This is a genomic window from Streptomyces pseudovenezuelae, from assembly GCF_001513955.1.
GTDB lineage: Bacteria > Actinomycetota > Actinomycetes > Streptomycetales > Streptomycetaceae > Streptomyces > Streptomyces pseudovenezuelae.
The window spans coordinates 214106-240426 of record NZ_KQ948145.1 but is presented as its reverse complement, the minus strand read 5'-3'; the positions used below and the strand labels follow the sequence as shown (position 1 = coordinate 240426).

Here is a 26321-nt window from a genome sequence, read left to right as displayed (position 1 = left end):
TGCTTGCATGACAGGCCCCCGTAGCCCTCGTGGAACATCCCCGTACGCCGCCGGAGCCCGCGACGGTCGGTCGCGGCTGTGGCGGCGATGCCAGCATGCCCGGCCCCGAGGGACAGGCGCCGAAAGTTGTCCACAGGTGGGGGCCATTCGTCGTACAAATCGGACGCATGGCGGGCGATCGGAACCGAACCGTCCCGGAGTCGGGACTTCCCCCGTGTGCAGCGGGTAACGTCAGGGCGTGCCCGCCGACCCACTGCACAGCGCCGGAACGCCACAGCGCAGCACGACGAGCCAGCCGCCGAGCGGCTCGGGGGCGAGCGCGATCGAGGTCCGCAGGAGCAGCCGTCGACGCCGGACGGTCTCCGCGTACCGCGAGGGCGATCGCACCGTCGTGCTCATCCCTGCCCGGATGTCCGAGGCAGAGGAGCAGCGCTGGGTCAGTGTCATGCTCGACAAGCTGGCCGCCCAGGAGAGCAAACGGGTCCTCGGCGACACCGAGCTCTCCGAGCGCGCCCAGCGGCTGTCGGCCCAGTACTTCGACGGCCGGGCGCGGCCCGCCTCGGTCCGCTGGGTCACCAACCAGAACACCCGCTGGGGTTCGTGCACCCCGTCGGAGGGCAGCATCCGGCTCTCGCACCGGCTCCAGGGCATGCCCGAGTACGTCGTCGACTACGTCCTGCTGCATGAGCTCGCGCATCTGCTCGTGCCCGGACACGGGCCACGTTTCTGGCGGTTGCTGGAGGCCTATCCGCGCACCGAGCGGGCCAAGGGCTATCTGGAGGGCGTGGTCGCCGCGGACCGTCTGCCGCACCTTCCGGGCGTTCGCGGAGAGTGACCGACGACCCGAACGGGTTTTTGTACCGGATCTGTACCGACCTCCGCCGGTGTCCGACTTTGCCGTTAGCCTGTCGCGACGCACTCGCATTCGGGATGGGGGACGGTCGTTACGCATGGCCAGGGAATTCCAACGCGGCCACAAGGCCAAGATCAGTGACCTGACCGCGGGCACGGACCTGTACGTGGGCGTACAGATCTCCGGCCCCGGACTGACCTTCGACATCAGCTGCTTCGGCCTCGACGCCGAGGAACGGCTCTCGGACGACCGGTACTTCATCTTCTTCAACCAGCCGAAGTCCCCCGAGGACTCCATCCAGCTCCTGGGCGCGCAGTCGGGCGACACGGAGTCGTTCCGGGTCACGCTCGACCGGATTCCGTCGCAGATCCAGAAGCTGTCGTTCACGGCGACGATCGACGGGGGCGGCCAGATGTCGCAGATCGCCCCCGGCTATCTCCGTATCGTCGCCGGTGGCGAGGAAGTGGCCCGGTACTCGTTCGACGGCGCTGAGTTCTCCACCGAGCGTGCCGTGATGCTGGGCGACCTGTATCTGAAGGACGTCTGGCGGTTCGCCGCGGTCGGCCAGGGGTTCGACGGCGGCCTGGACGCGCTGCTCAAGAACTTCGGCGGCGAGGTCGCCGAGGAGGAGCCCGAGGTCGCGCCCCAGCAGCCCGCCGTTCCGGCCCAGTCCCAGGCGCCGGCCTTCGCCCCGCCCGCGCCGGCGCCCGCACCGGCCCCTTCGTTCGGCGCGCCGCCTGCTCCCGCGGCCGCCCCTTCCGTGCACACCGCACCGACGGTCGCCGGGCCCGCCCCGTCCGCGCCCGCCGCGCCGACGAGCCCGCAGTCGTTCACTCCTCCGGGTCAGACGTCCACGCCGCCCGGCGCACCGCCGGCCGGTCAGTACGCGCCCCCCGGAGTACCCGCGGGTCAGTTCACACCCCCGGGCGCTGTCGCCGGCCAGTTCGCGCCCCCCGGTGCTCCCGGAGCCGTCCCCGGCCAGGCGCAGCCCTTCGGCGGCGGCACCCAGCTCGCCCCGGTGCCGCCCGAGGCCAACGTCCGGGTCGTCCTGACGAAGTACGCGGAAGCCCCCGTCGGCGACCGCTGGACCGAGCAGAACACGAACCTGGTGCGGGCCACCCTCACCAAGGACGCCCCCATCCTCGCCAAGCAGGGCAGCATGGTCGCCTACCAGGGCGACATCGACTTCGCCCACAAGGGATCGGGCCTGCTCGGCAAGCTCACCGGGGCGCTCACCGGCCAGGGCATGTCCCTGATGCGTTGCACCGGCAACGGCGAGGTGTTCCTCGCCGACGAGGCCAGCCGGGTCTTCGTCATCCGCCTCCAGGGCGAGCAGCTCTACACCAGCGCCCAGGGCGTGCTCGCCTTCGACGAGACCCTGGAGACCGAGGTCCGCCGCATCGAGGGCGCGGGACTGCCCGGCGGAGGCTTCTTCAGCATGCTCTTCTCCGGCACCGGAGCGGTCGTCGTCAAGACCCGCGGCGTGCCCGTCGTCCTGCCCGTCGGCGCCGCCACCTATGTCGACGGCAACGCCGTCATCGCCTGGTCCGCCGGTGCGCAGGCGGTCACCACGACCTCGCTCAGGCTGCGCCGCTCCGGGTACGCCCGGCAGACCACCGAGGCCGTGAACCTCCAGTTCCGCGGCGCCCCCGGCAACTTCGTCGTCGTACAGCCCTTCGAGGTGTGAGGCCATGGACTCCCAGACTCTGAGTGCGCACCGCGCCGCCGCGACCGGCGTCCGCATGAGTGTGCACAGCTCCAAGACGCTCAAGGTCACCATGGTCACCGGGCAGGACCTGATCGCCAAGGCCGGCTCGATGATCGCCTACGACGGCTATGTGCAGTTCGACGGGGCACCCGCGAGCCTGCGCCGCTCGGCGGAGGAGATGGTCTCCGGCGAGGGCGGCAAGCTCATGCTGGCCCGCGGCGACGGCGACCTCTACCTGGCCGACTACGGCGGCGACATCCTCGTCCTGCACCTCAACGGCGAGGCGCTGTCCGTGAACGGCGCCACGCTGCTGGCCTGCGACGCCTCGCTGGACCTGGCCATCGAACCGGTCAAGGGACTCGCGAAGCTGTCCGGCTCGGGCCTGACCAACCTCGTCATCAAGGGCACCGGCTGGGTCGCCCTGGTCAGCCGGGGCATTCCGATGGCCCTGGACTGCGCCGAGCGCGAGACGTACGTCGACCCGGACGCGCTCGTCGCCTGGACGACCGGCCTGGAGATGAAGGCCCGCCGCACCATCAAGGCGAGCGCCCTCATCGGCCGCGGCAGCGGTGAGGCCTTCCAGATCGGCTTCAAGGGGCAGGGCTTCGTCGTCGTCCAGCCGAGCGAGGACACCGGCGACCGATTCAAGATCCGGGGCTGAGGGGAGCACCAGGCACATCATGCACAGCACACTCTTCGCACACGTCCCGGTCGAGTCGACCGGGCGCTACACCCTGCAGAACCCGCAGCTCCTGAAGACCGACGTCACCCAGGGCAGCAGCCCCGTCCTCGCCCGCCAGGGCGCCATGGTGGCCTTCGAGGGGCAGGTCGAGTTCGACAGCCAGTACCGCAACCGCAGCTGGCGCAACGTCGAGCGGATGACCGGTGAGCGCCTGGAACTCATGCGCTGCAAGGGCAACGGCATCGTCTACCTGGCCAACCTGGCCCAGCACCTGCACATCATGGAGGTCGGCCGCGGCATCACGGTGGACAGCTCCTACGTCCTGGCCTTCGACGGCTCCCTGGGCGTCGGCATCGTCGCCGTGGACAGCGCCGTCGAGGTGGCCGCCGCCGGCGCCTACAACCTGGAGCTGTCCGGCTCCGGCCAGGTCGTGCTGATGACCTCGGGCGAGCCGCTGGTGCTGGAGGTGGGACCGGACAAGAACGTCTGCGTCGACTCCGACGCCGTCATCGCCTGGTCCACGTCCCTGCGCACCCAGCTCCAGGCGCCCACCTCCACGTCCGGAGTGTGGCGCCGCCGGGGCACGACGGGCGAGGGCTGGGAGATGCACTTCGGCGGCACCGGCCACGTCCTGGTCCAGCCCAGTGAGCTGCTGCCGCCGCAGGGCATGCGCAACGGCGGGGTGCTCGGCCAGTTCGGCATGCGCGGCAACTCCCTCGGGGGAAGCAACAGCTAGGCATGCGTAAGGGGCGCCTGCCTTGTCGGGCGCCCCTTACCCGTGCGCTCACAGCCTCGCGCGGGTCGCTTCCAGCAGTCGTACGACCGAGTCGTCCGCCACGTCCGCCACCTCGTCGTAGGCGAACCACCGCACGTCGAGCGACTCGTCGCTGACCGTCTCCACGGCCCCGGACGGAGCGAGCGCCGCGTACTGGACGTCGAAGTGGCAGTGGCACGGCGGCGGAATCGGATGCCGGTCCAGACGCACCGGGCCGCCCGGCAGCAGGGTCAGGCCTGCGATGCCGGACTCCTCCGTCGCCTCGCGCAGGGCCGCCGCCTCCAGGGAGGTGTCGTCCGGTTCGCAGTGGCCGCCCATCTGCAGCCACATGCCCAGCTTCTTGTGGAGGGTCAGCAGAGCCCGTCCGCGCTCCGGGTCGACGACCAGGGCACTCGCCGTGATGTGGCCCTCCTCGCAGGCCTTCCACATGCCGTCCGGGTGGGCCGCCAGATGGTCCAGGTAGGCCTGGCGAAGATCCGCCTGGTCCTCGTACTCCTTGAGGACCAGGACGGCGTCGTCATGAAGGCTCACTCGGTGTCGTCCTCCGAGCCGTCCTTCTTCTTGAGGTCGGGCTTCTCCGCGGCCTCGCCGAGCATCTTGTCCAGCTCGGAGAAGTCCATCTGCTCGCGGTGCACGAAACCGTCCGGGTCGTCCAGGTCGGACGCGGTGGGCAGCATGTCCGGGTGGGCCCACAGGCCGTCACGGCCGTCGACACCGCGCGCGTCCGTGAGCGAGGCCCACAGCCGGGAGGCGTCCCGCAGGCGGCGCGGACGCAGCTCCAGGCCGATCAGCGTGGCGAAGGTCTGCTCGGCGGGGCCGCCCGAGGCGCGCCGGCGGCGCAGGGTCTCGCGCAGCGCGTCCGCGGACGACAGACGGGGCTTCGCGGCCGCGTGGACCACCGCGTCCACCCAGCCCTCCACCAGGGCCAGAGCGGTCTCCAGCCGGGCCAGGGCCGCCTTCTGCTCCGGGGTGTCCTCCGGCTGGAACATGCCCTGCTGGAGTGCGTCCTGAAGCTGCTCGGGGTTCTGCGGGTCGAACTGGCCGACCACGTCCTCCAGCTTGGCGGTGTCGACCTTGATCCCGCGCGCGTACCCGTCGACCGCGCCGTACAGGTGCGAGCGCAGCCACGGCACGTGCGCGAAGAGGCGCTGGTGGGCGGCCTCGCGCAGGGCGAGATACAGCCGCACCTCGTCCCTCGGCACACCCAGGTCCTTGCCGAAGGCGTCGATGTTCGCCGGCAGCAGCGCGGCCTTGCCCACCGGGCCCAGCGGCAGGCCGATGTCGGTGGACCCGACGACCTCGCCCGCCAGCACGCCGACGGCCTGTCCGATCTGGGTGCCGAACATGGCGCCGCCCATCGAGCGCATCATGCCGATCAGCGGGCCCGCCATGGCCTGCATCTCCTCCGGCAGGACGTCGCCCATCGCGGTGCCGACCCGCTCGGCGACCGGGTCGACGAGCTCCTTCCACGCGGGCAGGGTCGCCTCGACCCACTCCGCGCGGGACCACGCCACGGCGGAGCCGGCACCCGAGGGCAGCGACGTCGCGTCGTCGAGCCACAGGTCCGCCAGGCGTACGGCCTCCTCGACCGCGGTGCGCTCGGCGGGACCGATGCTCGCGTCCTTGGTGCCGTCGGAGGTCCCCTGGGAGACCGTCTGGCGGGCGATCTGCTTGGCCATGTCCCAGTTCACCGGGCCGCCCTCGTACGAGAGCATCTGGCCGAGCTGCTGGAAGGCGGCGCCCAGGTCGGTGGGGTTCAGCGATCCGAACATGGCTGCGAGCGGATTGTCCGCACCGGGGCCGCCAAAGCCTCCGGCTCCGGGCAGACCGCCGAAACCGAACGGGTTGGCCGGTCCCTGACCACCACCGCTCTCCTGGTCCTTCTTCTTGCCCTCGTCGCCGTCGTCCGGCTCCTCCGGCGGAAGGCCGAATCCGAATGGGGTGTCACTCACGGGATTCCTCGGCTGGTAAGGCCACCGGTTGCCTCCGGCGGCGCGGCTGCCCGATAACACCCCCCAGCGTAGACACCGACGGCCGTAAGGGCCTCGGTGCTCCGCCGACTGTCCGCCTGCGGCAGGATGGATGCCACCTGGTACGTACGCGTCACTCGCGTTCCTACTGAAGACAACCGCTGGAGACGCCCGGTGAGTTCCCCTGATCCGCAGGTTCGCGCAGCGCGAAACCAGTCAACCAATCCCGCCACGCGCGGGCCAGTCGTCGCGGTCACCGGTGCCGCGTCCGGCATCGGAGCGATGCTGACCGAGCGGCTCGCCGCCTCGGAGGAGATCAAGCAGGTCATCGCGCTCGACGAGCGGCGTGGCGAGTGCGACGCGGCGCAGTGGCACATCCTGGACGTACGCGATCCGGCCATCGCGGAGAAGCTGCGCGGGGCCGATGTCGTGGTGCACCTGGCGCTCGACCTCGATCTGGATTCCGACCCCGCGGCGCGTACGGCGTACAACGTGCGCGGCACGCAGACCGTGCTGACCGCCGCGGCGGCCGCGGGCGTCCACCGGGTCGTGCTGTGCACCTCCGCGATGGTCTACGGGGCGCTGCCGGACAACGAGCTGCCCCTGTCGGAGGACGCCGAGCTGCGGGCCACCGCGGAGGCGACCGGGGTCGGCGACCTGCTGGAGATCGAGCGGCTCGCGCGGCGCGCGCCCCGGGCGCATCCGGGACTGAACGTCACCGTGGTGCGGCCCGCCGTGCTGGTGGGCGGGGGCACGGACACCGCCCTGACCCGGTACTTCGAGTCGCCGCGCCTGCTGGTCGTGGCCGGCTCCCGGCCCGCCTGGCAGTTCTGCCACGTCGAGGACCTGTGCAGCGCGCTGGAGCACGCCGTCCTGGAGAAGGTCGACGGGGAGCTCGCCGTCGGGTGCGACGGCTGGCTGGAGCAGGAGGAGATCGAGGAGCTCAGCGGGATCCGCCGGATGGAGCTGCCGTCGGCGGTCGCGCTCGGGGCGGCGGCCCGGCTGCACCGGATCGGTCTGACGCCGTCTCCCGCCGGGGACCTGGCCTACACGATGTACCCCTGGGTGGTGAGCGGAAGCCGGCTGCACGACGCCGGGTGGCGGCCGCGGTGGACCAACGAGGAGGTGCTCGCGGAGCTGCTGGAGGAGGTCGCCGGGCGGCACACGGTCGCCGGGCGGCGGCTGGGGCGCAAGGACGCGACGGCGGCGGGGGCGGCCGGCGCGACGGTTGCCCTGCTGGGCGCGGCGGCTGTCGTACGGCGGGCCCGGAAGGCCCGGCGGAGGATCTGAGCGGAGCGCGCTGCGGGGGCTTGTCGCGCGGTTCCCCGCCCCTCTGGGTGGGCCACCTGTACGAGTCTCCAACGCCGCACGCGTGTGTGCCGGGTAAAAGCTTCATTCCCCGTTGCCCAGGACGTGCGGCACGATGGGCGCATGGCACCTACCTTCGACCACCCCGGTGAGCGGACCGCCGACGAGCCGATCAAGCTCATCGGTGTCCGCGAGACCGCCCTCTCCCTCGACGAGGTCTTCCGCGCCGTAGGGGACGACGCGGCCGGCGGGACCGCCCTGTTCGTCGGGACGGTCAGGAATCACGACGGGGGCGCCGACGTCGACAAGCTCGGGTACTCGTGCCACCCCAGTGCGGAGGCCGAGATGCGCAGGGTCGCGGAGAAGGTCGTCGCCGCGTTCCCGGTGCGGGCCCTCGCCGCCGTGCACCGGGTCGGGGACCTCGGAGTCGGGGACCTCGCCGTGGTCGTCGCCGTCTCCTGCCCCCATCGGGGGGAGGCCTTCGAGGCCTGCCGGAAGCTGATCGACGATCTCAAGCACGAGGTGCCGATCTGGAAGCACCAGACGTTTTCTGACGGTACGGAGGAATGGGTCGGCGCCTGCTGAACCCTTCCTCCGCCTCTCCGGTTGCGTAACCGCACCCCTGCCGTGAGCGTTGTCAGTGCAGATGGTTAATCTGCTGATCAGTCAGTTTCTGCGGTGGCTCAGTGTGGGGTCGGGAGGTCGGCATGGGGGCGCTCGTCTGGTTGTTGATTCCGTTGTTGGCCGCGGTCGCCGCCGGGCTGTGGGGCAGTTGGGCCAACCGGACCCGGAAGGCGCGCAGCGACGGCCCCGAGCTCGACGGATACGCCCGTTTCCGCGCCGCGATGGAGAAGTCGCACTCCGGCACCTGACGTCCCGGTGACGGCGGCGCCCTGACGAGAGTCCGACAGGAGCGTCCCGTACTGTCGTGCCATGCCACGCCGCACCGCGACGATGCTCGCCTCCACCCTGATGCTGATCGCGCTTCTCTGCGCGGGAGTCTTCATCAAAGTGCCCTACGCCGAGATGTCACCGGGACCCACGGTGAACACCCTCGGCGACCACGGCGGCGAGCCGGTGCTGCAGATCTCCGGGCGCAAGACGTACCCGACGAGCGGTCACCTGAACATGACCACCGTCCGGGTCACCAGCGCCGACTACAAGATGAACCTCGTCGAGGCCGTCTACGGCTGGCTCGCGCACGACAACAAGGTCGTACCGCACGACACGCTCTACCCGGACGGCAAGACCGAGGAGCAGTCGACCCAGGAGAACGCCGAGGAGTTCAGCCAGTCCCAGGAGAGCGCGAAGGTCGCCGCGCTGAAGGAACTGCACGTCCCGGTGCAGTCCTGGGTGATCGTCTCGACCGTCGTCAAGGACTCCCCGGCCGAGGGCCGGCTCCACGCCGGTGACGTGATCAAGGCCGTCGACGGTACGACGGTGAAGGCGCCGGGCGACGTCGCCGAACTGGTGACCAAGCACAAGCCCGGCGAGGACGTCGTGTTCACGGTGGTGCCCGCGAAGGAGCAGGCCGCCGCCGAGAAGGCGAACCGGCCGGCCACCAGGACCGAGAAGGTCACGATCAGGACCAGGACCTCCGACGACGACGGCGAGAAGCGCGCCATCGTCGGGATCGCGGCCGGGACCGACCACACCTTCCCGTTCACCATCGACATCAAGCTCGCCGACGTCGGCGGCCCGAGTGCCGGGCTGATGTTCGCGCTCGGCATCTACGACAAGCTCACCCCGGGCAACCTGACCGGCGGCAAGTTCGTCGCCGGCACCGGGACGATCGACGACGGCGGCAAGGTCGGCCCGATCGGCGGCATCGAGATGAAGACGGTCGGCGCGCGCGACAAGGGCGCCCAGTACTTCCTGACGCCCGCCGACAACTGCGCGGCCGCGGCCAAGGACACCCCTGGCGGGCTCACCCTGGTCAAGGTGAAGACCATCGACGACGCCCTCGGCGCGCTCAAGGACATCCGCGAGGGCAGGACGTCCGACCTGCCGAAGTGCACGGCCAAGGGCTGACCGGCACGCGTGTGCACGGCGAAGGGGGCGCTCCTCACACCGAGGGCGCCCCCTTCGCCGTACCGGAAGACCCCGACGACCTCGAGGACCCGGAAGACGTCAGTCCGCGAACGTCGCCGACAGGGCCTCCGCCAGGCCGGGGACCAGGTCGCGGCCCGTGAGGACCTCGGTCGGGGAGTCCTTCTCGCGCAGCCGCAGGGCCGAGTCGCGGGTGCCGTCGCGCAGGACCGCGACCGTCATGCGGACCTCCTGGCGGTCCGGGTGCTCGGCGACCCACTTCGCCAGCTTGGCCTCGGTCAGCCCCTGCGGGACGGACGCCTCGGCGGACGGCGGCAGCATCAGGCGCTCCACGGTGAGCGCACAGCCGACGACCGCGTCGGGCCAGGCGATGGTGCCGAGGAACTCGTCGAGCGGCTTGCCCGCGGGAATCTCGTCCTGCTCGATCGGGGTGAAGCCCGCGGAAGCCTGCGCGTCCTGCGGACCGAGCTGCCTCGCGAGAGCGGGCTCCTGGGCGCGCAGCCGGGCGGTGTCGACGAGGGCGAAGAGGCGGGCGGGCTGGTCCCAGCCGAGGCCGGAGGCGTACTCGTCGATCTCGAGTACGGCCCGGGTGAGCGGGCTCGCCGCCATGGGGGTGTTGGACATGGTCACAATCCTGCCTCGTTCGTCACCTGAATCGGGAACCGAGTAAACGGTGAGTAAGTTGCATAGGTGTGGGCCCGCGATCACGGGGGGCCACCCAGGGCTCGCGAACACGAGGGCCTGACGGATCGACAGCGAACTTCGAGGTGCGCACCTTGGCTTTCCAGATGCCGGACCGCGGCGGAGGCCCTACAGGGCCGCGGATGAGAGTGGGCCGCCCGTCCCGGCGTGCCAGGACCCTGCTCATGACGCTGGGCGTCCTTGCCGTCCTCGGCATGGCGTTCACCATGTTCGCGGGCTTCTGGACGGACTGGCTCTGGTACCGCTCGGTGAACTACTCGTCCGTGTTCACCACCACGCTGTGGACCAAGATCGGGCTGTTCTTCGTCTTCGGCCTGCTGATGGCCCTGGCGGTCGGCTTCAACATCTGGCTGGCCCACCGGCTGCGTCCCCCGCTGAGCGCCATGTCGATGGAGCAGCAGAACCTCGACCGCTACCGGATGGGCATCGCGCCGTACAAGAAGTGGCTGCTGCTCGGGATCGTCTCCCTGGTTGGCCTGATCGCCGGTGCGTCCGCCTCCAGCCAGTGGCGGACCTGGCTGATGTGGGTGAACGGCGTCTCCTTCGGTCAGAAGGACCCGCAGTTCCACCTCGACATCTCCTTCTACACCTTCGACCTGCCCTGGTACCGGTTCCTGCTCGGCTTCGGTTTCGCCGCCGCGATCCTCTCGGTGATCGCCGCCGCGCTCACCCACTACCTCTACGGCGGTCTCCGGATCACCTCCCCGGGCGCGCGGGCCACGGCCGCCGCGACCGGGCACCTGTCGGTGCTGCTCGGCGTCTTCGTCGCCCTGAAGGCCGTCGCGTACTGGCTCGACCGGTACGGCCTCGCGGTCAAGTCCAGCGACTTCAAGGCGACCGACAGCTGGACCGGCCTCAGGTACGTCGACGCGAACGCCTATCTGCCGGCCAAGACGATCCTCTTCTGCATCGCGGTCATCTGCGCGCTGCTGTTCTTCGCCACCCTGTGGCGGCGCACCTGGCAGCTGCCCGTGATCGGCTTCGGCCTGATGGTGCTCTCGGCGATCCTGATCGGCGGGCTCTACCCGGCGATCGTCCAGAAGTTCCAGGTCCAGCCGAACGAGCAGGCCAAGGAAGCGCCGTACGTCGAGAAGAACCTGAAGGCCACGCGTGAGGCGTACGGCATCGACGACGCCTCCGTGAAGGAGTACGACGGCAAGTCCACCACCACGGACAAGACCAAGCTGCGCGACGACGTCGACGTCACGGCGAGCATCCGGGTCGTGGACCCCAACGTCGTCTCGCCGACGTTCCAGCAGCTCCAGCAGATGCGGAACTACTACGCGTTCCCGACCAACCTGGACGTCGACCGCTACAACAAGGACGGCAAGGACCAGGACACGGTCATCGGGCTGCGTGAGCTGAACCTCGCCGGCATCCCGAAGAACAACTGGATCAACGACCACTTCCGTTACACCCACGGCTACGGCGTGGTCGCCGCGAAGGGCACCGAGGCCGACGCCGAGGGCCGCCCGGTCTTCACCGAGTCCAACCTGCCCTCCCAGGGCGACCTCGGGACGTACCAGCAGCGCGTCTACTACGGCGAGAAGACCACCGAGTACTCGATCGTCGGCGGTCCCCAGAAGGAGATCGACTACTCCGACGACTCGGGCGAGAAGACGTACAGCTACAAGGCCAAGAGCGGGGTCAACCTCTCCAACCCGGTCAACCGGGCCGCCTACGCGGTGGCGTTCAGCGAGCCGCAGATCCTCTACTCCGGAGCGATCGGCGAGGGCTCGCGGATCCTGTACAACCGCACGCCCAAGCAGCGCGTCGAGGCGGTCGCCCCCTGGCTGACCATCGACGGCGACGCCTACCCGGCGGTGGTCAACGGCAAGATCCAGTGGATCGTCGACGCGTACACGACGACGAACGGCTACCCGTACTCCTCGCGCACGACCCTCGGTGACACCACGGCCGACTCGCTGACCGCGACGAACAACCAGCGCGCGGTCGTGGCCCAGCAGAACCAGGTCAACTACATCCGCAACTCGGTGAAGGCGACCGTCGACGCGTACACCGGCGAGGTCAAGCTCTACCAGTGGGACACCAAGGACCCGGTCCTCAAGACCTGGATGAAGGCGTTCCCGGGCACGGTGGAGTCGAAGAAGGACATCTCCACCGACCTGATGGCCCATCTGCGCTACCCGCAGGACCTGTTCAAGGTCCAGCGTGAGCTGCTGGCCCGCTACCACGTCGAGGACGCGGACACCTTCCTCAGCGGCAGCGAGGTGTGGCAGGTGCCGGACGACCCGACCAACAAGTCGGGCGACGCCGTGCCGCCGTACTACCTGAGCATGAAGATGCCCGACCAGAAGGCACAGGCGTTCTCGCTCACGACGACGTTCACGCCCAACGGCCGGGACAATCTCAGTGCGTTCATGTCGGTCGACGCCGAGGCGGGCACCAGCGACTACGGCAAGATCAGAATCCTGAAACTGCCGACCAACACCACGGTCAACGGACCCAAACAGGTGCAGAGCCAGTTCAACTCCGAACAGGACATCGCCGAGACCATCAGCCTCCTCAACAGAGGCGACTCCAATGTGGAGTACGGCAATCTCCTGACGGTGCCCCTCGACGGAGGACTGCTCTATGTGGAGCCGGTCTACGTACGCGGTGGTGGACTCAAGTACCCGCTGCTGCGGAAGGTGTTGGTGACCTACGGGGGCAACACCGCCTTCGAGGACACCCTCGACGAAGCCCTGAACAAGGTCTTCGGAGCGGACGGTTCGAGCACCCAGCCACCGGCCGACGACGGCGGTGACACCACCAAGCCGCCGCCGACCTCCACCAACCCGACGGTCCAACAGGCGCTGAACGACGCCCAGAAGGCCTTCGACGCCGGCCAGGAAGCCCTGAAGAAGGGCGACTGGGAGGCGTACGGCCGGGCCCAGGAGGATCTCCAGGACGCGCTCAAGCGCGCCGAGGACGCGCAGGCCACGGCGGACAAGGGCAGCGGCAGCAGCGCGAAGCCCAGTGCCAGTCCGAGCCCCCGGAGCAGTCCCAGCGGTAGTCCGAGCAGCAGTCCCAGCGGCTGATCGGCCGCTGGGCGAAAGCCCACCCCCGCGCCGTGATACGGTTGCAACACAACGGCGCGGGGTGGAGCAGCTCGGTAGCTCGCTGGGCTCATAACCCAGAGGTCGCAGGTTCAAATCCTGTCCCCGCTACTGGAATCGAAGGCCCGGATCCTTTCAGGATCCGGGCCTTCGTGATGTGCGAACGCATTGCCGAGCAAGTGACGGCCGTGCCGCCGGGGGCAGTTGAGGGGGAACTGTGTTTCACTTGTCGTTCTGTGGGCATGTCGACAAAACGCTGAAGTGACCTCACTGGCTGCGGTATACCAGGTGTACCCAGGTTGCAGGTGGTGCGACGATGGACGTTATGGGGGACAAGGCAACTCTGTTCGAGACAGGGCGTTTTGTGCAACCTTCCGGGCGGGACGGGGTCGGGGAGGCGCCTGACGACGCCGCCGAGGAGGTCCGGCAGCGCCTGGCCGCCGAAGCCGGTGACGTCGAGGCGATGAGCGTCCTCGGCGCCCTTCTGCTGCGCCGCGGCGATCTCGACGGAGCCGAGCCCCATCTGCGTGCCGCCACCGCCGCAGGCGACCGGGCCGCGGCCAACAACCTGGGCGTCCTGCTGCACCAGCGCGGATACGCCGACGACGCCGCCGGCTGGTGGCGGATCGCCGCCGTCGCCGGGTCGGCCGCGGCAGCGCACGCGCTGGGGCGCCACCACCGTGAGCGGGGCGACGAGCCCGCCGCCGAGTACTGGTTGCGCCAGTCCGCCGAGCAGGGGCACGCGCTGGGCGCCTACGCGCTCGCCGACCTGCTGGAGCACCGCCAGGACGCGGGCGCCGAGCAGTGGATGCGGATCGCCGCCGAGCGGGGGCACCGCGAGGCTGCCTACCGGCTGGCCCGCGCGCTCGACCGCCGGCTGGTTCCCGAGGGGGACGTGGGGGACGACCACGGCGCCGGGGCCGAGGCCGAGCAGTGGTACCGGCAGGCCGCCGCGCGCGGTCACCGACGGGCTGCGCTGCACCTCGGGGCGATCCTGGAGCGGCGTGGCGCGCTCAAGGAGGCCGGGCGCTGGTACCTGACGTCCGCGAAGGACGGCGAGGCGCGGGCCGCCTGCGCGCTCGGGTTCCTGCTGCGGGACGCGGGGGACACCGAGAGCGCCGCCGTGTGGTGGCTGCGCGCCGCCCAGGACGGGGACGGCAACGCGGCCAACGCGCTGGGCGCCCTGCACGCCGAGCGCGGCGAGCCGCAGACCGCCGAGCGCTGGTACCGGGCGGCGATGGACGCGGGCGACGACAACGGCGCGTACAACCTCGGGCTGCTCTGCGCCGAGCAGGGACGGACCGCGCAGGCCGAGCAGTGGTACCGGCGGGCCGCGTACGCGGGACACCGCGAGGCGGCCAACGCGCTCGCCATCCTGCTGCTCCAGGGCGGGGACACCGCGGGGGCCGAGCCCTGGTTCTCCAAGGCCGCCGAGGCAGGGAGCGTGGACGCCGCGTTCAACCTCGGCATCCTGTTCGCCGGGCGCGGCGAGGAGACCGTCGCGCTGCGCTGGTACGAGCGGGCCGCCGCCGCCGGGCACACCGAGGCCGCGCTCCAGGTGGGCATCGCCCGGCTGCGGGACGGGGACGAGGCCGGCGCCGAGCGGCACCTCCGGTGTGCGGCGGGAGGCGGCAGCGCGGAGGCCGCCTACCGGCTCGCGACCGTGCTGGACGCCCGGCGGCCGCCGGTGCCCGCGCACTCCCTCGGGGAGCCGGTGCACGAGGAGAAGAGCGAGTGCGAGGAGTGGTACGAGCGGGCGGCCTCCCAGGGGCACCGCCGGGCCCAGGTGCGGGTGGGCATGCTCGCCGCCGCCCGGGGTGACGTCGTGGAGGCGGCCCGGTGGTACCGGGAGGCCGCGGAGGCGGGATCCCGAAACGGGGCGTTCAACCTGGGGCTGCTGCTGGCCCGGGAGGGGAGCGAGCCGGAGGCCGCCGTGTGGTGGGCCCGGGCCGCCGACGCGGGGCACGGGCGGGCGGCTCTGCGGCTGGCCCTGGTCTACGCGCGTCGGGGCGAGCTGGCCGAGGGACAGCGGTGGGCCGACCGGGCGGTGGCCCTCGGACCTGCGGAGGTCTCCGAGCGGGCGGCCCGGCTGCGGGACGCGTTGCGGGAGGAACTGTCGGCGTAGCGGGCGCTGTGCGGGACCGCCCTCGAACAAGCGATTTGCCTCTGGCCTCTCCCTTCACGTAACGTTGCATTCAACGACGCGGGGTGGAGCAGCTCGGTAGCTCGCTGGGCTCATAACCCAGAGGTCGCAGGTTCAAATCCTGTCCCCGCTACTGAAGGCCGAGGGCCGGAATCCGAAAGGGTTCCGGCCCTCGGTGTTTTCAGTGGCGGTGGCCCACCGCCTCCTCGTACAGAGCCCGGTCCACCGTCCTGGACTCCGGCAGGCTCTCGCCCTCCGTCACGCCCTGCGCCCGGTAGGCCGCCTGCAGGCGGTCCGTGGTGCCCGCGCGGATCTCCCAGTCCATGCGCAGGGACGGGGTGGACCTGAGGACGGCCTCGTCGGTCTTCAGGAGTTTCGCCAGGTAGGTGACGAAGGTCGCATCCGCCTTGTAGTCGTCCGCGAAGTACGTGTTCACCGTGCGGATGTACGCCCTCAGCAACGCGACTCCCGCGTCCACGTCGTCGTTCAGCAGGCGCGGGCCGTACAGCATGCCGCCCAGGGGCTCACCGAGCGGCTGGCCGCCCAGGAAGGCGTAGCCGGGCTTGCCGTCGACCCTGCGCCAGACCGGGTCCAGCAGCCAGGCCGAGTCGACGCCGCCGTTCTGGAGGGCCGTGAGGACGTCGGCCGCGCCGAGCTGCTGGTACTGGATCTCGTCGAGGCCGCCGCCGTGTCCGCCGAGGGCCTTCTCCATGGGGTACGCGATCACCGAGCCCTTGCCGATCATCGTGCCCATCCTGCGGCCGGCCATCCTCACCCGGTCGCCGCTCTCGCCGTCCCTGAGCCTGACCCACAGGCCGCTCTTCGACTTCGGGTCGGGGGAGAAGTTCGCCGCGACCCAGCGGATGTCGAAACCGCCCCGGACGCCGTTCATGACCGCCGCCTCGGGGGCCGCCCACAGGGCGTCGATGTCGCCCTTGGCGAGCAGCGGCAGGGAGTCGGGGGTCGGCAGCACCTTCAGGGTGACGTCCAGGCCCTCCTTCTTGAACTCTCTTTTGTCCAGGGACACTTGGAGCGGTGCCACGTACTCCGCGCTCAGTGTCCCGGTCGCGATGGTCACCTTGCGGGGTTTCGGCAGGGGCTGGGGAGCGGGGGTGCCCGGCCTGCAGCGGGCCGGGGTGCGGGTGGGGGAGAGGTCGGCGGGGTCCGTCCAGGAGCCGGTGCCGCAGCCCGTCACCGGGCGGACGGTTCGTGTCCCGCCCCCGCCCGCCCCGGACGCCGGGCTCGTCGGATCGTGGGACGCCGTGCAGGCTGTCGACGTCAGCAGGGTGAGTGCGGTGAGCACTGCGCCGTAGAAGTGTCTTCTCACGACTGGCCCCTTCCGCGGTCCCTCGGTGCCCACGGGGTGAGCAGGCGGCCCAGGACGCGGACCAGTTCGGAGAACAGGACGCCGAGGACGGCCACGCAGACGATGCCGACGAACATCACGTCGTTCTGGAACAGGGCGCGCGAGTCGAAGATCAGGTGGCCCAAGCCGTTCGTCGCGGCGATCTGTTCCGAGGCGACGATCACCAGGACCGCCACGCCCGCCGCGATCCGGGCGCCGACCAGGACGGACGGGAGGGAGGCGGGCAGGAGGACGTGGCGGAACATCTGCCAGGGGGAGGCGCCGAAGACCTGGCCCGCGTCGCGGTGGCCGGAGGGGATGGAGATCACCGCCGACATGGTCGAGATCCACACGAAGAAGAAGACCGTCGTGGCCACCAGGGCGATCTGCGGGCCCTCGCCCAGCCCGAACATGTTCAGGAAGACGGGGAGCAGGGCCAGCTTCGGGACGACGTACAGGGCGTCCAGGAGGGGTTCCAGGGCCGCTCGCACCAGGGACAGCGAGCCCATCACCAGGCCCAGGGCGTAGCCCGTGGCCGTGCCGAACGCGTAGCCGGCCAGGACGCGCTTCGTGGTCGCCCACACGTCCGGCCAGAGGTCGCCGGCCGCCGCGCGGTCCCAGCCGTCGGCGAGGATCGTGGAGGGGGCGGGATAGACGCGGTCGTCCAGCCAGGCCTGGGCGGCGGCCAGTTGCCAAAGGAGGACCAGCAGCAGGGGGACGGCTGCCGCCAGGGTCAGTTCCAGGGCTCGTCTGCGGCGGTGGGTGCGCAGCGGGTGCAGCTCTTCCGGGCCCGGGCGGCGTACGAGTACGGAGACCTTCTCGGGAGCCACGGTCGTCATGCCGGTAGCGCCTCCTTGCGCAGCAGGTCCCACAACTCGCTCTTCAGGGACGTGAATTCGGGAGCCGAGCGGATGTCGCCGGTGCGCGGCCGGGGGAACGGCGGGCGGTGTTCGGCGATCAGGCGGCCCGGGCGGGCGGACATCACCAGGACGCGGTCGCCGAGGACGATCGCCTCCTCCAGGCTGTGGGTGATGAACAGCGTGGTGGTGCGCAGGGTCTGCGTGACCTCCAGCAGCTCGTCCTGGAGGATCATGCGCAGTTGGGCGTCCAGGGCGGCGAAGGGTTCGTCCATCAGCAGGAGTTCGGGTTCCACCGCGAGGGCGCGCGCGATCGCCACGCGCTGGCGCATTCCGCCGGAGAGGGTCGCCGGGTAGGCGTCGGCGAAGTCCGCGAGGCCCATGCGGGCCAGCCACTCCTGCGCCCGGGCGTTCGCCTCGCGGCGCGGGACGCGCTGGATGTCCAGGCCGAAGCGGACGTTGGCACGGACGGACTTCCAGTCGTAGATGCCGTAGTCCTGGAAGATCATGGCCGCCGGGCGGGCCGAGGCCGTGCGGATCTCCAGGGCGCCCGTGCTCGGGCGGAGCAGGCCCGCCGCGATGCGCAGCAGCGTCGACTTGCCGCACCCGGAGGGGCCGACCAGGCAGACGAACTCGCCCGGGGCGAGGCTGAGGTCGAGCGGGCCGAGGGCGTCGACGGAGCGGGGCGGGCGGCCGAAGGTGCGGGTCAGGGCGGTGGCGTGGAGTTTGGGGTGCGGATCTCCCACGGTTGCTCCTTGCGGAGTTCGGTACGGAGAGGGGGCCGCACGACGATATGACGGTCCGTCAGATTCAGGAAGTCCATGGACCGTGCGAATGGCTGCGGACGGCACGGAGCCCCGGCGTCCGTGAAGGATGCCGGGGCTCGGTGAAGGGTGTTACGCCGCCGCGCAGTTCGGGCACACGCCGCGGTACGTCACCTCGACGCCCGAGACGGTGAAGCCGAAGCGCTCCGAGTCGGGGAGCTCCGTCAGCGGGTCGCCCGTGGGGTGCACGTCCCGGATGGCGCCGCACTGGGCGCAGACCAGGTGGTGGTGCGGCCGGTGGGCGTTGGGGTCGTACCTCTTGGCGCGCTTGTCGGTGGCGACTTCGAGCACCTCGCCGAGGGAGACCAGCTCACCCAGCGTGTTGTAGACCGTCGCCCGGGAGATCTCGGGCAGCTTGGCCACGGCGCGCGCGTGGACCTCGTCGGCCGTCAGGTGGACGTGTTCGCCGTCGAGGACCTCGGCCACGACGCGCCGCTGTGCGGTCATCCGCCATCCGCGGCCGCGCAGTCGTTCCAGAAGGTCGCTCATGGGCACCAGCCTAACAGCTGGAGACCAGAATCCGAATGGGTGTGAGTTTGGAGCACCACTCGAATTGGATCGAGTCTAATGCGGTGAACCGGTGGTGGCGGGCACCCGCCGCGGTGCCGGCGCCCAGCAGCGGATGATGTCGCGGACCGAGACGATGCCCGTGGGCTCGCCGTGGTCCAGCACGATGAGGTGCCGGAAACCGCCGTGGGCCATCGCCTGCGCGGCCTCCTCCAGGGTCCAGGTCGGGGTGGCGAAGACGACGTCGGTGGTGGTGTGGGCGTGGGCGTACTCCGTGTCCGGGCTCTGGCCCAGCCCTACGGAGTTCAGGATGTCGCGCTCGGTCAGAATGCCGGTGCCGGTGCCGTCGGGATCGAGGACCACGGCCGCGCCCACCCTGCGGGCGGACATCAGGGCGGCGGCCTGGCGGAGTGTGTGGGCGGGGCCGATGGTGAGGACCACCGTGCTCATGGCGTCGCGGACGAGCATGGGTTCGCAGTCACCTCCTGTGGAACCGATGAGTTCGTTCATCGGTTCACAAGTTCACAAATGAGGGTCCCCTCAGAGTCGCAGGTAAAGCGACGGTCAACAAGGGGGCGCGCGCTGCCGATTGAGGGCGTGCGCGCTCAGATGTGTTTCCCGGAAGTGCCCCCGAGCCCCTGCCTGCGCTGCTCGGGCCCTAGTAGCGCTCGTTGAGATAGCCCAGGAACTCGTCGTGGAGCAGGCCGTTGGAAGCGGCGGCGTTGCCGCTGTGCGGGCCGGGCCGGCCGTCGAGTCCGGTGAAGGTGCCGCCGGCCTCCGTGACGACGATCGCGTTCGCGGCCATGTCCCAGAGCGAGAGCTCCGGTTCCGCGCACAGGTCGATCGAGCCCTCGGCGACCATCATGTACGGCCAGAAGTCCCCGTACGCGCGCGTGCGCCACACCTCGCGGGTCAGGTCGAGGAAGCCTCCCAGGCGGCCCTGGTCCTCCCAGCCGGTGAGGGAGGAGTAGGCGAAGGAGGCGTCCGAGAGCTTGCCGACCTGGGAGACGTGCAGACGCGACGCGGAGGTCAGGCTGCGGCCGCTGAAGGCGCCGTGCCCCTTCGCGGCCCACCAGCGACGGCCGAGGGCGGGGGCCGAGACCACGCCGACGACGGGCTGGTAGCCGCCCTCCGCCGCCTCCATCAGGGAGATCAGGGTGGCCCAGACGGGAACGCCCCGGACGTAGTTCTTGGTGCCGTCGATGGGGTCGATGACCCAGCGGCGCGGGCCGGTGCCCTCGACGCCGTACTCCTCGCCGAGGATGGCGTCCCGCGGACGGGCGCGCTTGAGGTGGTTGCGGATCAGTTCTTCCGCCGCCTTGTCCGCCTCACTGACCGGGGTCATGTCCGGCTTTGTCTCGACCTTGAGGTCCAGTGCCTTGAAGCGGTCCATGGTGGTCGCGTCGGCCGCGTCCGCGAGGACGTGGGCGAGGCGGAGGTCGTCGAGGTAGTCCGGCATGTTGCGAACGGTATCTGCCGCTGTCGGTACGGGGCCAGCGGGGACGGGGTGCGGACCGTGGGGCGGGTTCGTGGAGCCGGTTCGTGCCCGGTGGAGCCGCGTTTCGCGGGCCCGCGTGGGCGGGGCGGCGCCGGGCGGGCCGCTTCGTGCCCGCGTGACCCCTTGACAGTGCTTCCCCGCGCGTCAAATCTGGGCGCAGAGCTGCTTGCTCCCTGGGAGGCGATGATGCCTGCTGCGCGGGAATCGCTGCTGGATGCCGCTTACGCGGCGTTGGCGCGCCGGCCGTGGTCCGCCGTGAGGATGGTCGATGTCGCGGTGACGGCCGGAGTGTCCCGGCAGACGCTGTACAACGAGTTCGGGAGCAAGGAAGGGCTGGCCCGCGCGCTGGTGAGACGAGAGGCCGACGGGTATCTCGTCGGCGTCGACCGGGCGCTCACCTCGCACGGCGACGCCCGGGAGCGGCTGACCGCGACCGCCGAGTGGACCACCGCCTCCGCCCGGGAGAACGCGCTGGTACGGGCCATGCTCACCGGCTGCTGGGGCGAGCGGCTGCCCTCGCCGACGCTCTCGGCGGTGCCGTCCTCCTCCGCCGTGCCGGCCCAGCGCCGGGCCGACGGAGCGCTGCCGTCACCGGGCGACTTCGTGGCCCTGGTGCGCGACCGTGCCGTCTCCGTCCTGGCCGGACCCGGCGTCCACAAGGCGGACGTCCCCGAGCTCGCCCGCTCCTGCGAACTCGCCGTCCGGCTCGCCCTGTCCTGTGTGGCGGCCCCGCCGGGTGAGGGCGGGGTCGCGGAACTGGTGCGCAGCGCGCTGCCTCGGCAGCCGGTGTGACCGGTGGCTCCGGTGCGACCGGTGGCTCCGGTGCGACCGCTGCCTAGTGCTGCGAGCCCGAGAGCTGGAGCCCGATCACGCCGATGATCACCAGGCTGATCGAGACGATCTTCAGCGTCGACACCAGGTCGTCGAGGAAGATCATCCCGTAGATCGCGGTGCCCGCCGCGCCGATGCCGGTCCACACCGCGTACGCGGGGCCGACGTCCAGCTTCTTCAGTGACAGCGTCAGCAGGCCGAAGCTGCCGAGGGCGAAGATACAGAAGGCCACGGTCGGTCCCAGCCGGGTGAAACCGTGGGAGAGCTTCAGACACACGGCGAAACCGGTCTCCAGCAACCCGGCCACCACCACCAGCAGCCACGCCATGTGCTGTCCTCCCGTATGTCCGGCCGTATGCCCGGCTCGGTGCGATTATGCACTTACCGAACTCGCGTACAGCCAAACAACGCGGAGGTCAGTCCCCGTCCGTCCGCTCCCGCGTCGACAGCAGCCGGCGCAGGGAGTACAGCCGGGCCGGATCGGCGTGGCCCTCGGCCACCCACGCGTCCAGCGCGCAGTCCGGCTCGTCGTGGCTGCACGCGCGCGGGCAGTTCTCGGTGCCCGGTTCCAGGTCGGGGAACGCGTGGATCACCCGGGACGGATCCACGTGGTGCAGTCCGAAGGACCGCAGGCCCGGGGTGTCGATCACCCAGCCCTCGTCGCCCGCCAGCGGCAGCGCCAGCGCCGAGGTCGTGGTGTGCCGGCCGCGGCCGGTCACCGCGTTGACATGGCCGGTCAGACGCCGGCGGTCCTCCGGGACCAGCGCGTTGACCAGGGTCGTCTTGCCGACGCCGGAATGCCCGACGAACGCCGTGATCTTGCCGTCGAGCTGCTCGCGCACCCGGTTGACCGCGGCCCCGCTCTCCAGCTCCTCGCGGCTGGTGACGACGTAGGGGATGTCCAGGTCGCCGTAGAGCTCCAGGAGCTTGTCCGGCGGGGCCAGGTCCGACTTGGTCATGACCAGGAGCGGGGTGAGCCCACCGTCGAAGGCCGCCACCAGGCAGCGGTCGATGAGGCGGGGGCGGGGTTCCGGGTCGGCGAGCGCCGTGACGATGGCGAGCTGGTCGGCGTTGGCGACGACCACCCGCTCATAGGGATCGTCGTCGTCGGCCGTGCGGCGCAGGACCGATGTGCGCTCCTCGATGCGGACGATCCGCGCGAGGGTGTCCTTCTGGCCGGACAGGTCGCCGACGAGGGCCACCCGGTCGCCGACGACCGCGGCCTTGCGGCCCAGCTCGCGGGCCTTCATCGCCATCACGATCCGGTCCTCGACGAGGACGGTCAGGCGGCCCCGGTCGACGGTGAGGACCATGCCCCAGGACGCGTCCTCGTGCTTGGGCCGGATGTGGGTGCGCGGCCGGTTGCCCTTGCGGTTGGGGCGGCTGCGGATGTCGTCCTCGTCGGTGTGCTTGCCGTAGCGGCGCATGGCGTGTGTCCCCTACGCCTTTTCGCTCCCGAGCATCCCGTTCCACATGTCCGGGAAGTCCGGCAGGGTCTTGGCCGTCGTCGCGACGTTCTCGATCTGCACGCCCTCGACCGCGAGGCCGATGATCGCGCCGGCCGTGGCCATGCGGTGGTCCTCGTAGGTGTGGAAGATCCCGCCGTGCAGCCGGCGCGGGCGGATGTGCAGACCGTCGGCCGTCTCGGTGACGTCACCGCCGAGTTCGTTGATCTCCTTGGTGAGCGCGGCCAGCCGGTCCGTCTCGTGCAGGCGCAGATGGGACACCCCGCGCAGGGTGGAGGGGGAGTCCGCGAGGGCCGCCACGGCCGCGATGCCGGGGGTCAGCTCGCCGACCTCGCCGAGCTCGGCGTCGATGCCGTGGATCGCACCCGAACCGGTGAACACCAGGCCGTACTCGGTGAGTTCGCAGGAACCACCCATCTCGGTGAAGATCTCGCGCAGACGGTCACCGGGCTGCGTGGTGCGGGCCGGCCAGTCCGGGATCACGACCTTGCCACCCGTCACGAGGGCGGCCGCCAGGAACGGCTGGGCGTTGGACAGGTCGGGTTCGATGGTGAGGTCCCGGCCCAGCAGGGCGCCCGGCGTGACCCGCCAGACGTTCGGCTCGCCGCCCGACTCCGGGGTGTCCACCTGGGCGCCCACCGCGCGCAGCATGTCCACCGTCATCCGGATGTGCGGCATCGAGGGCAGCGACGAGCCCACGTGCCGGACCTCGACGCCCTGGTTGAAGCGCGGGCCGGACAGCAGGAGCGCCGAGACGAACTGGGACGACGAGGACGCGTCGATCTCGACCGGTCCGCCGTCCAGGGCACCGCCGCCGTGCACGGTGAGCGGCAGCGCGCCACGGCCGTCGTCGTCGATCCGGGCCCCGAGAGCGCGCAGGGCGTCGATGACACCGGTCAGGGGTCGCTCGTACGACCTCGCGTCGCCGTCGAAGCGGATCGGGCCGTCGGCCAGCGCGGCGACGGGCGGGAGGAAGCGCATGACGGTGCCCGCGTTGCCGACGTCCACCGTGGCGGGGCCGCGCAGGCCCGCCGGCAGGACACGCCAGGTCTCACCGGTGCCGTCGGGGCCGACTCCCTCCTCGATGCCCACGCCCATCTCGCGCAGGGCCGCCGCCATGAGGAGGGTGTCGCGGGAGCGGAGGGGGCGGCGCAGCCAGCCCGGCTCGCTGGCGAGGGCGGCCAGGACGAGCGCCCGGTTGGTGACCGACTTCGACCCCGGTACGTGGACCGTCGCGTCGACGGCAGCGCTCGCGTGGGGGGCGGGCCAGAGGGCGGTGTCTGAGGGGTTCGAAGCCATGGGGCCACTTTAGTAGGGGGTCGTGTCTCCGGTGCGGCGCCGTCGGGCCGTCCGCACCCCTGTGACGGGCCTCTTCGGGCTCGCGTCACACCTGCAGCAACCACCTGCCGCCGCCTATCAGTGAGCACAGACTCACCGCGTGGAACAGGAACAGCCACAGCCCCGCGGGCACGTGCGTCAGGCGGGACAACTGGTCCGCGTCCGAGTCACCCGCCCCGCCCCGCGCCCGCTTCGCCTGTAGCTCGAAAGCGGGACGCACGCCGCCCAGCAGCAGGAACCACACCACCGCGTAGGCGAACGCCGCCTGCACCTGGGGCCCGGCGAGCCAGGACACCACCACGAACGTGCCGCCGGTGACCAGCACCGTCAGCGCCCCGTACGCGTTGCGGATCATCACCAGCATCGCCACCAGCAGGGCCGTCGCCGCCCACAGCAGCAGGGTGATGCGGCCGGCGGCGAGCAGGGCGGCGCCGCCGAGGCCGAGCAGCGGGGGAGCGGTGTAGCCGGCCGCGGCGGTGAGGATCATGCCGATGCCGTGCGGCTTGCCCCGGCTGACCGTGAGGCCGCTGGTGTCGGAGTGCAGCCGTATGCCGGTGAGCTGGCGTCCGGTCAGCAGGGCGACCAGACCGTGGCCGCCCTCGTGGGCGATGGTGATGGCGTTGCGCGAGAGCCGCCACAAGGTATGGGGGACCACCAGGGCGAGCGCCCCCACCATGGTGCCCAGCACCACCCACAGGTCGGGGTCGGGTTGCAGTCCGATGAGCCGGTCCCAGAGGTCGGGCAGCGCGGTCGATGCGGTGCTGTCCATGTTTCCCGGTGGCTCCCTCTCGTCGTACGGAGTCTGGCAGTGTGGCACGTATGTGCGGACGGTATGCAGCCAGTCGTGGGCCCGAGGATCTCGCAGGAATCTTTGAGATCGAGAAGTGGCAGCCCGAGGAGACCTTGGAGCCCGACTACAACGTGGCCCCGACCAAGGAGGTCTATGCCGTCCTCGACCGTCCTCTCAAGGACGCCGAGGACCCGCGGCCGGTTCGGCAGCTGCGGAAGCTGAAGTGGGGCCTGGTCCCGAGCTGGTCGAAGAGCCCCGAGGGCGCGGCCCGGATGATCAACGCGCGCGCGGAGACCGTGCACGAGAAGCCGTCGTACAAGCGGGCCTTCGCCACCCGCCGCTGCGTCATCCCGGCCGACGGCTACTACGAGTGGGTCACCGGCACCGGCGAGCGGGAGCTGGAGGTCGAGGGGAAGAAGAAGCGGCCGCGCAAGCAGCCCTACTTCGTGCTGCCCGCCGACGGCTCGGTGTTCGCGATGGCCGGGCTGTACGAGTTCTGGCGGGACAAGACCCTGCCCGACGACCACCCGCTGGCCTGGTGGGCGACCTGCTCCGTGATCACCACCGAGGCGGAGACGGGCCCGCTGGCGGTCTCACCGGCAGACGGCCCGCGCACCCTCGCCGACATCCACCCCCGGATGCCGCTGATGCTGACCCCGGACCGCTGGGACACCTGGCTCGACCCGTCCCGCACCGACCTCGACGACCTGCGCTCCCTGCTCGCGCCGCCGCCCGAGGGGCTGATGCGGGCCTATCCGGTGAGCACGGCCGTCAGCAACGTGCGCAACAACGGGCCGGAGCTGCTGAAGGAGCTCGACGGTCCCGAAGAGGGCACACTCTTCTGACGTGACCAAAGAGACCTCCGAGATCATCGGCACCGACGCGGGTGACGCCCGCGTCACCTGGCACACGGCGGAGCGGGCACGGTTCGTCCTGGCGGTGAGCCATGGAGCGGGCGGCGGCGTCGAGGCGCGCGACCTCCGGGCCCTCGCCGCGGCCCTCCCGCACCACGCGGTGACCGTCGCCCTCGTCGAGCAGCCCTGGCGGGTGGCCGGCAAGAAGCTCGCACCCGCGCCGAAGACGCTGGACGTGGGATGGCGGGGCATCTGGCCCGCCCTGCTGAACCCGGGACTGCCGGTGATCTCCGGAGGGCGCAGTGCCGGCGCCCGTGTCGCCTGCCGTACGGCCGTCGAGCTGGGCGCCCGTGCCGTGCTCGCCCTCAGCTTCCCGCTGCACCCGCCCGGCAAGCCGGAGAAGTCGCGCGCCGACGAGCTGCTCGGATCCGGGGTGCCCACCCTGGTCGTACAGGGCGGCAACGACCCGTTCGGGAAGCCGCAGGAGTTCCCGGCCGGGTCCTTCGAACTGGTCGAGGTGCCTTACGGCGATCACGGCTTCGCCGTGCCGAAGCGGGCGGAGATCACCCAGGACGAGGCCGTGACGGTCATCACGGACGCGGTCGTGAAGTGGGTCGGGTCACTGGAGTGAAAGCCCGGGAATGCTGAGCCGCGGACCTCTGTTGAGGCGGACAGAAGCGCTGAACAACAGCGCCGACCGTCGTAGGAGAGGAAGTCCGCCGCATGGGTTCGACCTTCTGCCCGAGCCGCAGCAGTCGCGCT

General features: G+C 70.9%; 26 protein-coding genes and 2 tRNA genes. 15 read left to right on the top strand and 13 right to left on the bottom strand.

Annotated elements, in window-relative coordinates; genetic code table 11:
- Positions 1-238 precede the first annotated feature (238 nt).
- From AQI94_RS08480 to AQI94_RS08465, 4 genes are all read left to right on the top strand, one after another.
- Entirely contained in the window at positions 239-835 is a 597-nt protein-coding gene (locus AQI94_RS08480; RefSeq protein WP_078902862.1) for a M48 metallopeptidase family protein, read from the top strand.
- A 115-nt stretch (positions 836-950) separates the two neighbouring features.
- Positions 951-2540 carry a TerD family protein gene (locus tag AQI94_RS08475; RefSeq protein WP_062229660.1) on the top strand — a complete coding sequence of 530 codons (1590 nt, stop codon included), beginning with the start codon at positions 951-953 and terminating at the stop codon, positions 2538-2540.
- A gap of 4 nt (positions 2541-2544) precedes the next feature.
- Positions 2545-3222, top strand: a complete 678-nt coding sequence (locus tag AQI94_RS08470; protein WP_031051985.1) for an AIM24 family protein — start codon at positions 2545-2547, stop codon at positions 3220-3222.
- Positions 3223-3241: 19 nt separating this feature from the next.
- Positions 3242-3979 carry an AIM24 family protein gene (locus tag AQI94_RS08465; RefSeq protein ID WP_031051986.1) on the top strand — a complete coding sequence of 246 codons (738 nt, stop codon included), beginning with the start codon at positions 3242-3244 and terminating at the stop codon, positions 3977-3979.
- 48 nt (positions 3980-4027) lie between these two features.
- On the opposite strand, the gene AQI94_RS08460 is transcribed toward AQI94_RS08465, so the two are convergent.
- Positions 4028-4549 carry an NUDIX hydrolase gene (locus AQI94_RS08460; RefSeq protein WP_031051987.1) on the bottom strand — a complete coding sequence of 174 codons (522 nt, stop codon included), beginning with the start codon at positions 4547-4549 and terminating at the stop codon, positions 4028-4030.
- On the bottom strand, positions 4546-5970 hold the full coding sequence (locus tag AQI94_RS08455) for a zinc-dependent metalloprotease (RefSeq protein ID WP_031051988.1): 1425 nt from the start codon (positions 5968-5970) through the stop codon (positions 4546-4548). The genes AQI94_RS08460 and AQI94_RS08455 overlap by 4 nt, the downstream gene beginning before the upstream one ends.
- 192 nt (positions 5971-6162) lie before the next feature.
- On the opposite strand from AQI94_RS08455, the gene AQI94_RS08450 reads away from it, so the two are divergent.
- From AQI94_RS08450 to AQI94_RS08440, 4 genes are all read left to right on the top strand, one after another.
- Positions 6163-7278 carry an SDR family oxidoreductase gene (locus tag AQI94_RS08450; RefSeq protein ID WP_062229659.1) on the top strand — a complete coding sequence of 372 codons (1116 nt, stop codon included), beginning with the start codon at positions 6163-6165 and terminating at the stop codon, positions 7276-7278.
- Between the two features lie 141 nt (positions 7279-7419).
- Positions 7420-7881, top strand: a complete 462-nt coding sequence (locus tag AQI94_RS08445; protein ID WP_031050961.1) for a molybdenum cofactor biosynthesis protein MoaE — start codon at positions 7420-7422, stop codon at positions 7879-7881.
- 122 nt (positions 7882-8003) lie between these two features.
- Positions 8004-8168: a hypothetical protein gene (locus AQI94_RS44995; RefSeq protein WP_167364492.1), complete on the top strand. Its 165-nt coding sequence runs from the start codon at positions 8004-8006 to the stop codon at positions 8166-8168.
- A gap of 61 nt (positions 8169-8229) precedes the next feature.
- The gene (locus AQI94_RS08440; RefSeq protein WP_031050960.1) at positions 8230-9327 is read left to right on the top strand and encodes a YlbL family protein; all 1098 of its coding nucleotides are present in this window, start codon (positions 8230-8232) and stop codon (positions 9325-9327) included.
- A 99-nt stretch (positions 9328-9426) separates the two neighbouring features.
- Here AQI94_RS08440 and AQI94_RS08435 read toward each other — a convergent pair whose 3' ends face one another.
- Positions 9427-9969, bottom strand: coding sequence for a PPA1309 family protein (locus tag AQI94_RS08435; protein WP_031050956.1), 543 nt, complete (start codon positions 9967-9969; stop codon positions 9427-9429).
- 164 nt (positions 9970-10133) lie between these two features.
- Here AQI94_RS08435 and AQI94_RS08430 point away from each other — a divergent pair, with 164 nt between their 5' ends.
- The 4 genes from AQI94_RS08430 to AQI94_RS08415 all read left to right on the top strand — a co-directional run bounded on the left by AQI94_RS08430 (position 10134) and on the right by AQI94_RS08415 (position 15382).
- Positions 10134-13088 (top strand): UPF0182 family membrane protein, encoded by a 2955-nt coding sequence (locus AQI94_RS08430; RefSeq protein WP_078902831.1) that lies wholly within the window; start codon positions 10134-10136, stop codon positions 13086-13088.
- Between the two features lie 55 nt (positions 13089-13143).
- Positions 13144-13217: transfer RNA gene (locus tag AQI94_RS08425), tRNA-Met, on the top strand.
- 205 nt (positions 13218-13422) lie between these two features.
- Positions 13423-15231 (top strand): tetratricopeptide repeat protein, encoded by a 1809-nt coding sequence (locus tag AQI94_RS08420; protein WP_062229658.1) that lies wholly within the window; start codon positions 13423-13425, stop codon positions 15229-15231.
- Between the two features lie 77 nt (positions 15232-15308).
- Positions 15309-15382, top strand: a tRNA-Met gene (locus AQI94_RS08415).
- A 48-nt stretch (positions 15383-15430) separates the two neighbouring features.
- Here the strand turns inward: AQI94_RS08415 and AQI94_RS08410 are convergent.
- From AQI94_RS08410 to hisN, 6 genes are all read right to left on the bottom strand, one after another.
- Positions 15431-16576, bottom strand: a complete 1146-nt coding sequence (locus tag AQI94_RS08410; protein WP_031038842.1) for an ABC transporter substrate-binding protein — start codon at positions 16574-16576, stop codon at positions 15431-15433.
- Positions 16573-17433: an ABC transporter permease gene (locus AQI94_RS08405; protein WP_031038860.1), complete on the bottom strand. Its 861-nt coding sequence runs from the start codon at positions 17431-17433 to the stop codon at positions 16573-16575. Before AQI94_RS08405 ends, AQI94_RS08410 begins: the two co-directional genes overlap by 4 nt.
- Positions 17430-18197, bottom strand: coding sequence for an ABC transporter ATP-binding protein (locus tag AQI94_RS08400; RefSeq protein WP_031038863.1), 768 nt, complete (start codon positions 18195-18197; stop codon positions 17430-17432). The genes AQI94_RS08405 and AQI94_RS08400 overlap by 4 nt, the downstream gene beginning before the upstream one ends.
- A 150-nt stretch (positions 18198-18347) precedes the next feature.
- On the bottom strand, positions 18348-18764 hold the full coding sequence (locus tag AQI94_RS08395; RefSeq protein WP_007384586.1) for a Fur family transcriptional regulator: 417 nt from the start codon (positions 18762-18764) through the stop codon (positions 18348-18350).
- Between the two features lie 75 nt (positions 18765-18839).
- Positions 18840-19250: a CBS domain-containing protein gene (locus tag AQI94_RS08390; protein ID WP_031038868.1), complete on the bottom strand. Its 411-nt coding sequence runs from the start codon at positions 19248-19250 to the stop codon at positions 18840-18842.
- Between the two features lie 190 nt (positions 19251-19440).
- On the bottom strand, positions 19441-20241 hold the full coding sequence (hisN, locus tag AQI94_RS08385; protein WP_007384588.1) for a histidinol-phosphatase: 801 nt from the start codon (positions 20239-20241) through the stop codon (positions 19441-19443).
- 222 nt (positions 20242-20463) lie between these two features.
- On the opposite strand from hisN, the gene AQI94_RS08380 reads away from it, so the two are divergent.
- Positions 20464-21072 carry a TetR/AcrR family transcriptional regulator gene (locus AQI94_RS08380; protein ID WP_031038871.1) on the top strand — a complete coding sequence of 203 codons (609 nt, stop codon included), beginning with the start codon at positions 20464-20466 and terminating at the stop codon, positions 21070-21072.
- Positions 21073-21115: 43 nt separating this feature from the next.
- On the opposite strand, the gene AQI94_RS08375 is transcribed toward AQI94_RS08380, so the two are convergent.
- The 4 genes from AQI94_RS08375 to AQI94_RS08360 form a co-directional block, all read right to left on the bottom strand.
- Complete coding sequence (locus AQI94_RS08375) at positions 21116-21439, bottom strand: DMT family transporter (RefSeq protein ID WP_031038873.1); 324 nt, start codon at positions 21437-21439, stop codon at positions 21116-21118.
- Between the two features lie 88 nt (positions 21440-21527).
- Entirely contained in the window at positions 21528-22538 is a 1011-nt protein-coding gene (gene rsgA, locus AQI94_RS08370; RefSeq protein WP_031038876.1) for a ribosome small subunit-dependent GTPase A, read from the bottom strand.
- Between the two features lie 12 nt (positions 22539-22550).
- Positions 22551-23876, bottom strand: coding sequence for a 3-phosphoshikimate 1-carboxyvinyltransferase (aroA, locus tag AQI94_RS08365; protein WP_031038879.1), 1326 nt, complete (start codon positions 23874-23876; stop codon positions 22551-22553).
- An 85-nt stretch (positions 23877-23961) separates the two neighbouring features.
- Positions 23962-24684, bottom strand: coding sequence for a M50 family metallopeptidase (locus AQI94_RS08360; protein WP_031038881.1), 723 nt, complete (start codon positions 24682-24684; stop codon positions 23962-23964).
- A gap of 50 nt (positions 24685-24734) precedes the next feature.
- Here AQI94_RS08360 and AQI94_RS08355 point away from each other — a divergent pair, with 50 nt between their 5' ends.
- Both AQI94_RS08355 and AQI94_RS08350 read left to right on the top strand, forming a co-directional pair.
- Complete coding sequence (locus AQI94_RS08355; RefSeq protein WP_031038884.1) at positions 24735-25550, top strand: SOS response-associated peptidase; 816 nt, start codon at positions 24735-24737, stop codon at positions 25548-25550.
- 1 nt (position 25551) lies between these two features.
- Positions 25552-26190 (top strand): alpha/beta hydrolase family protein, encoded by a 639-nt coding sequence (locus AQI94_RS08350; protein ID WP_031038891.1) that lies wholly within the window; start codon positions 25552-25554, stop codon positions 26188-26190.
- Positions 26191-26321 lie beyond the last annotated feature (131 nt).

Bases quoted from the DNA above. Each gene is read 5' to 3' on its own strand.
- AQI94_RS08475 (WP_062229660.1), top strand. From the start codon at position 951: ATGGCCAGGGAATTCCAACGCGGCCACAAGGCCAAGATCAGTGACCTG.
- AQI94_RS08470 (WP_031051985.1), top strand. From the start codon at position 2,545: ATGGACTCCCAGACTCTGAGTGCGCACCGCGCCGCCGCGACCGGCGTC.
- AQI94_RS08465 (WP_031051986.1), top strand. From the start codon at position 3,242: ATGCACAGCACACTCTTCGCACACGTCCCGGTCGAGTCGACCGGGCGC.
- AQI94_RS08445 (WP_031050961.1), top strand. From the start codon at position 7,420: ATGGCACCTACCTTCGACCACCCCGGTGAGCGGACCGCCGACGAGCCG.
- AQI94_RS44995 (WP_167364492.1), top strand. From the start codon at position 8,004: ATGGGGGCGCTCGTCTGGTTGTTGATTCCGTTGTTGGCCGCGGTCGCC.
- AQI94_RS08440 (WP_031050960.1), top strand. From the start codon at position 8,230: ATGCCACGCCGCACCGCGACGATGCTCGCCTCCACCCTGATGCTGATC.
- AQI94_RS08435 (WP_031050956.1), bottom strand. From the start codon at position 9,969: ATGTCCAACACCCCCATGGCGGCGAGCCCGCTCACCCGGGCCGTACTC.
- AQI94_RS08430 (WP_078902831.1), top strand. From the start codon at position 10,134: ATGCCGGACCGCGGCGGAGGCCCTACAGGGCCGCGGATGAGAGTGGGC.
- AQI94_RS08420 (WP_062229658.1), top strand. From the start codon at position 13,423: ATGGACGTTATGGGGGACAAGGCAACTCTGTTCGAGACAGGGCGTTTT.
- AQI94_RS08405 (WP_031038860.1), bottom strand. From the start codon at position 17,433: ATGACGACCGTGGCTCCCGAGAAGGTCTCCGTACTCGTACGCCGCCCG.
- AQI94_RS08395 (WP_007384586.1), bottom strand. From the start codon at position 18,764: ATGAGCGACCTTCTGGAACGACTGCGCGGCCGCGGATGGCGGATGACC.
- AQI94_RS08390 (WP_031038868.1), bottom strand. From the start codon at position 19,250: ATGCTCGTCCGCGACGCCATGAGCACGGTGGTCCTCACCATCGGCCCC.
- hisN (WP_007384588.1), bottom strand. From the start codon at position 20,241: ATGCCGGACTACCTCGACGACCTCCGCCTCGCCCACGTCCTCGCGGAC.
- AQI94_RS08380 (WP_031038871.1), top strand. From the start codon at position 20,464: ATGATGCCTGCTGCGCGGGAATCGCTGCTGGATGCCGCTTACGCGGCG.
- AQI94_RS08375 (WP_031038873.1), bottom strand. From the start codon at position 21,439: ATGGCGTGGCTGCTGGTGGTGGTGGCCGGGTTGCTGGAGACCGGTTTC.
- rsgA (WP_031038876.1), bottom strand. From the start codon at position 22,538: ATGCGCCGCTACGGCAAGCACACCGACGAGGACGACATCCGCAGCCGC.
- aroA (WP_031038879.1), bottom strand. From the start codon at position 23,876: ATGGCTTCGAACCCCTCAGACACCGCCCTCTGGCCCGCCCCCCACGCG.
- AQI94_RS08360 (WP_031038881.1), bottom strand. From the start codon at position 24,684: ATGGACAGCACCGCATCGACCGCGCTGCCCGACCTCTGGGACCGGCTC.
- AQI94_RS08355 (WP_031038884.1), top strand. From the start codon at position 24,735: ATGTGCGGACGGTATGCAGCCAGTCGTGGGCCCGAGGATCTCGCAGGA.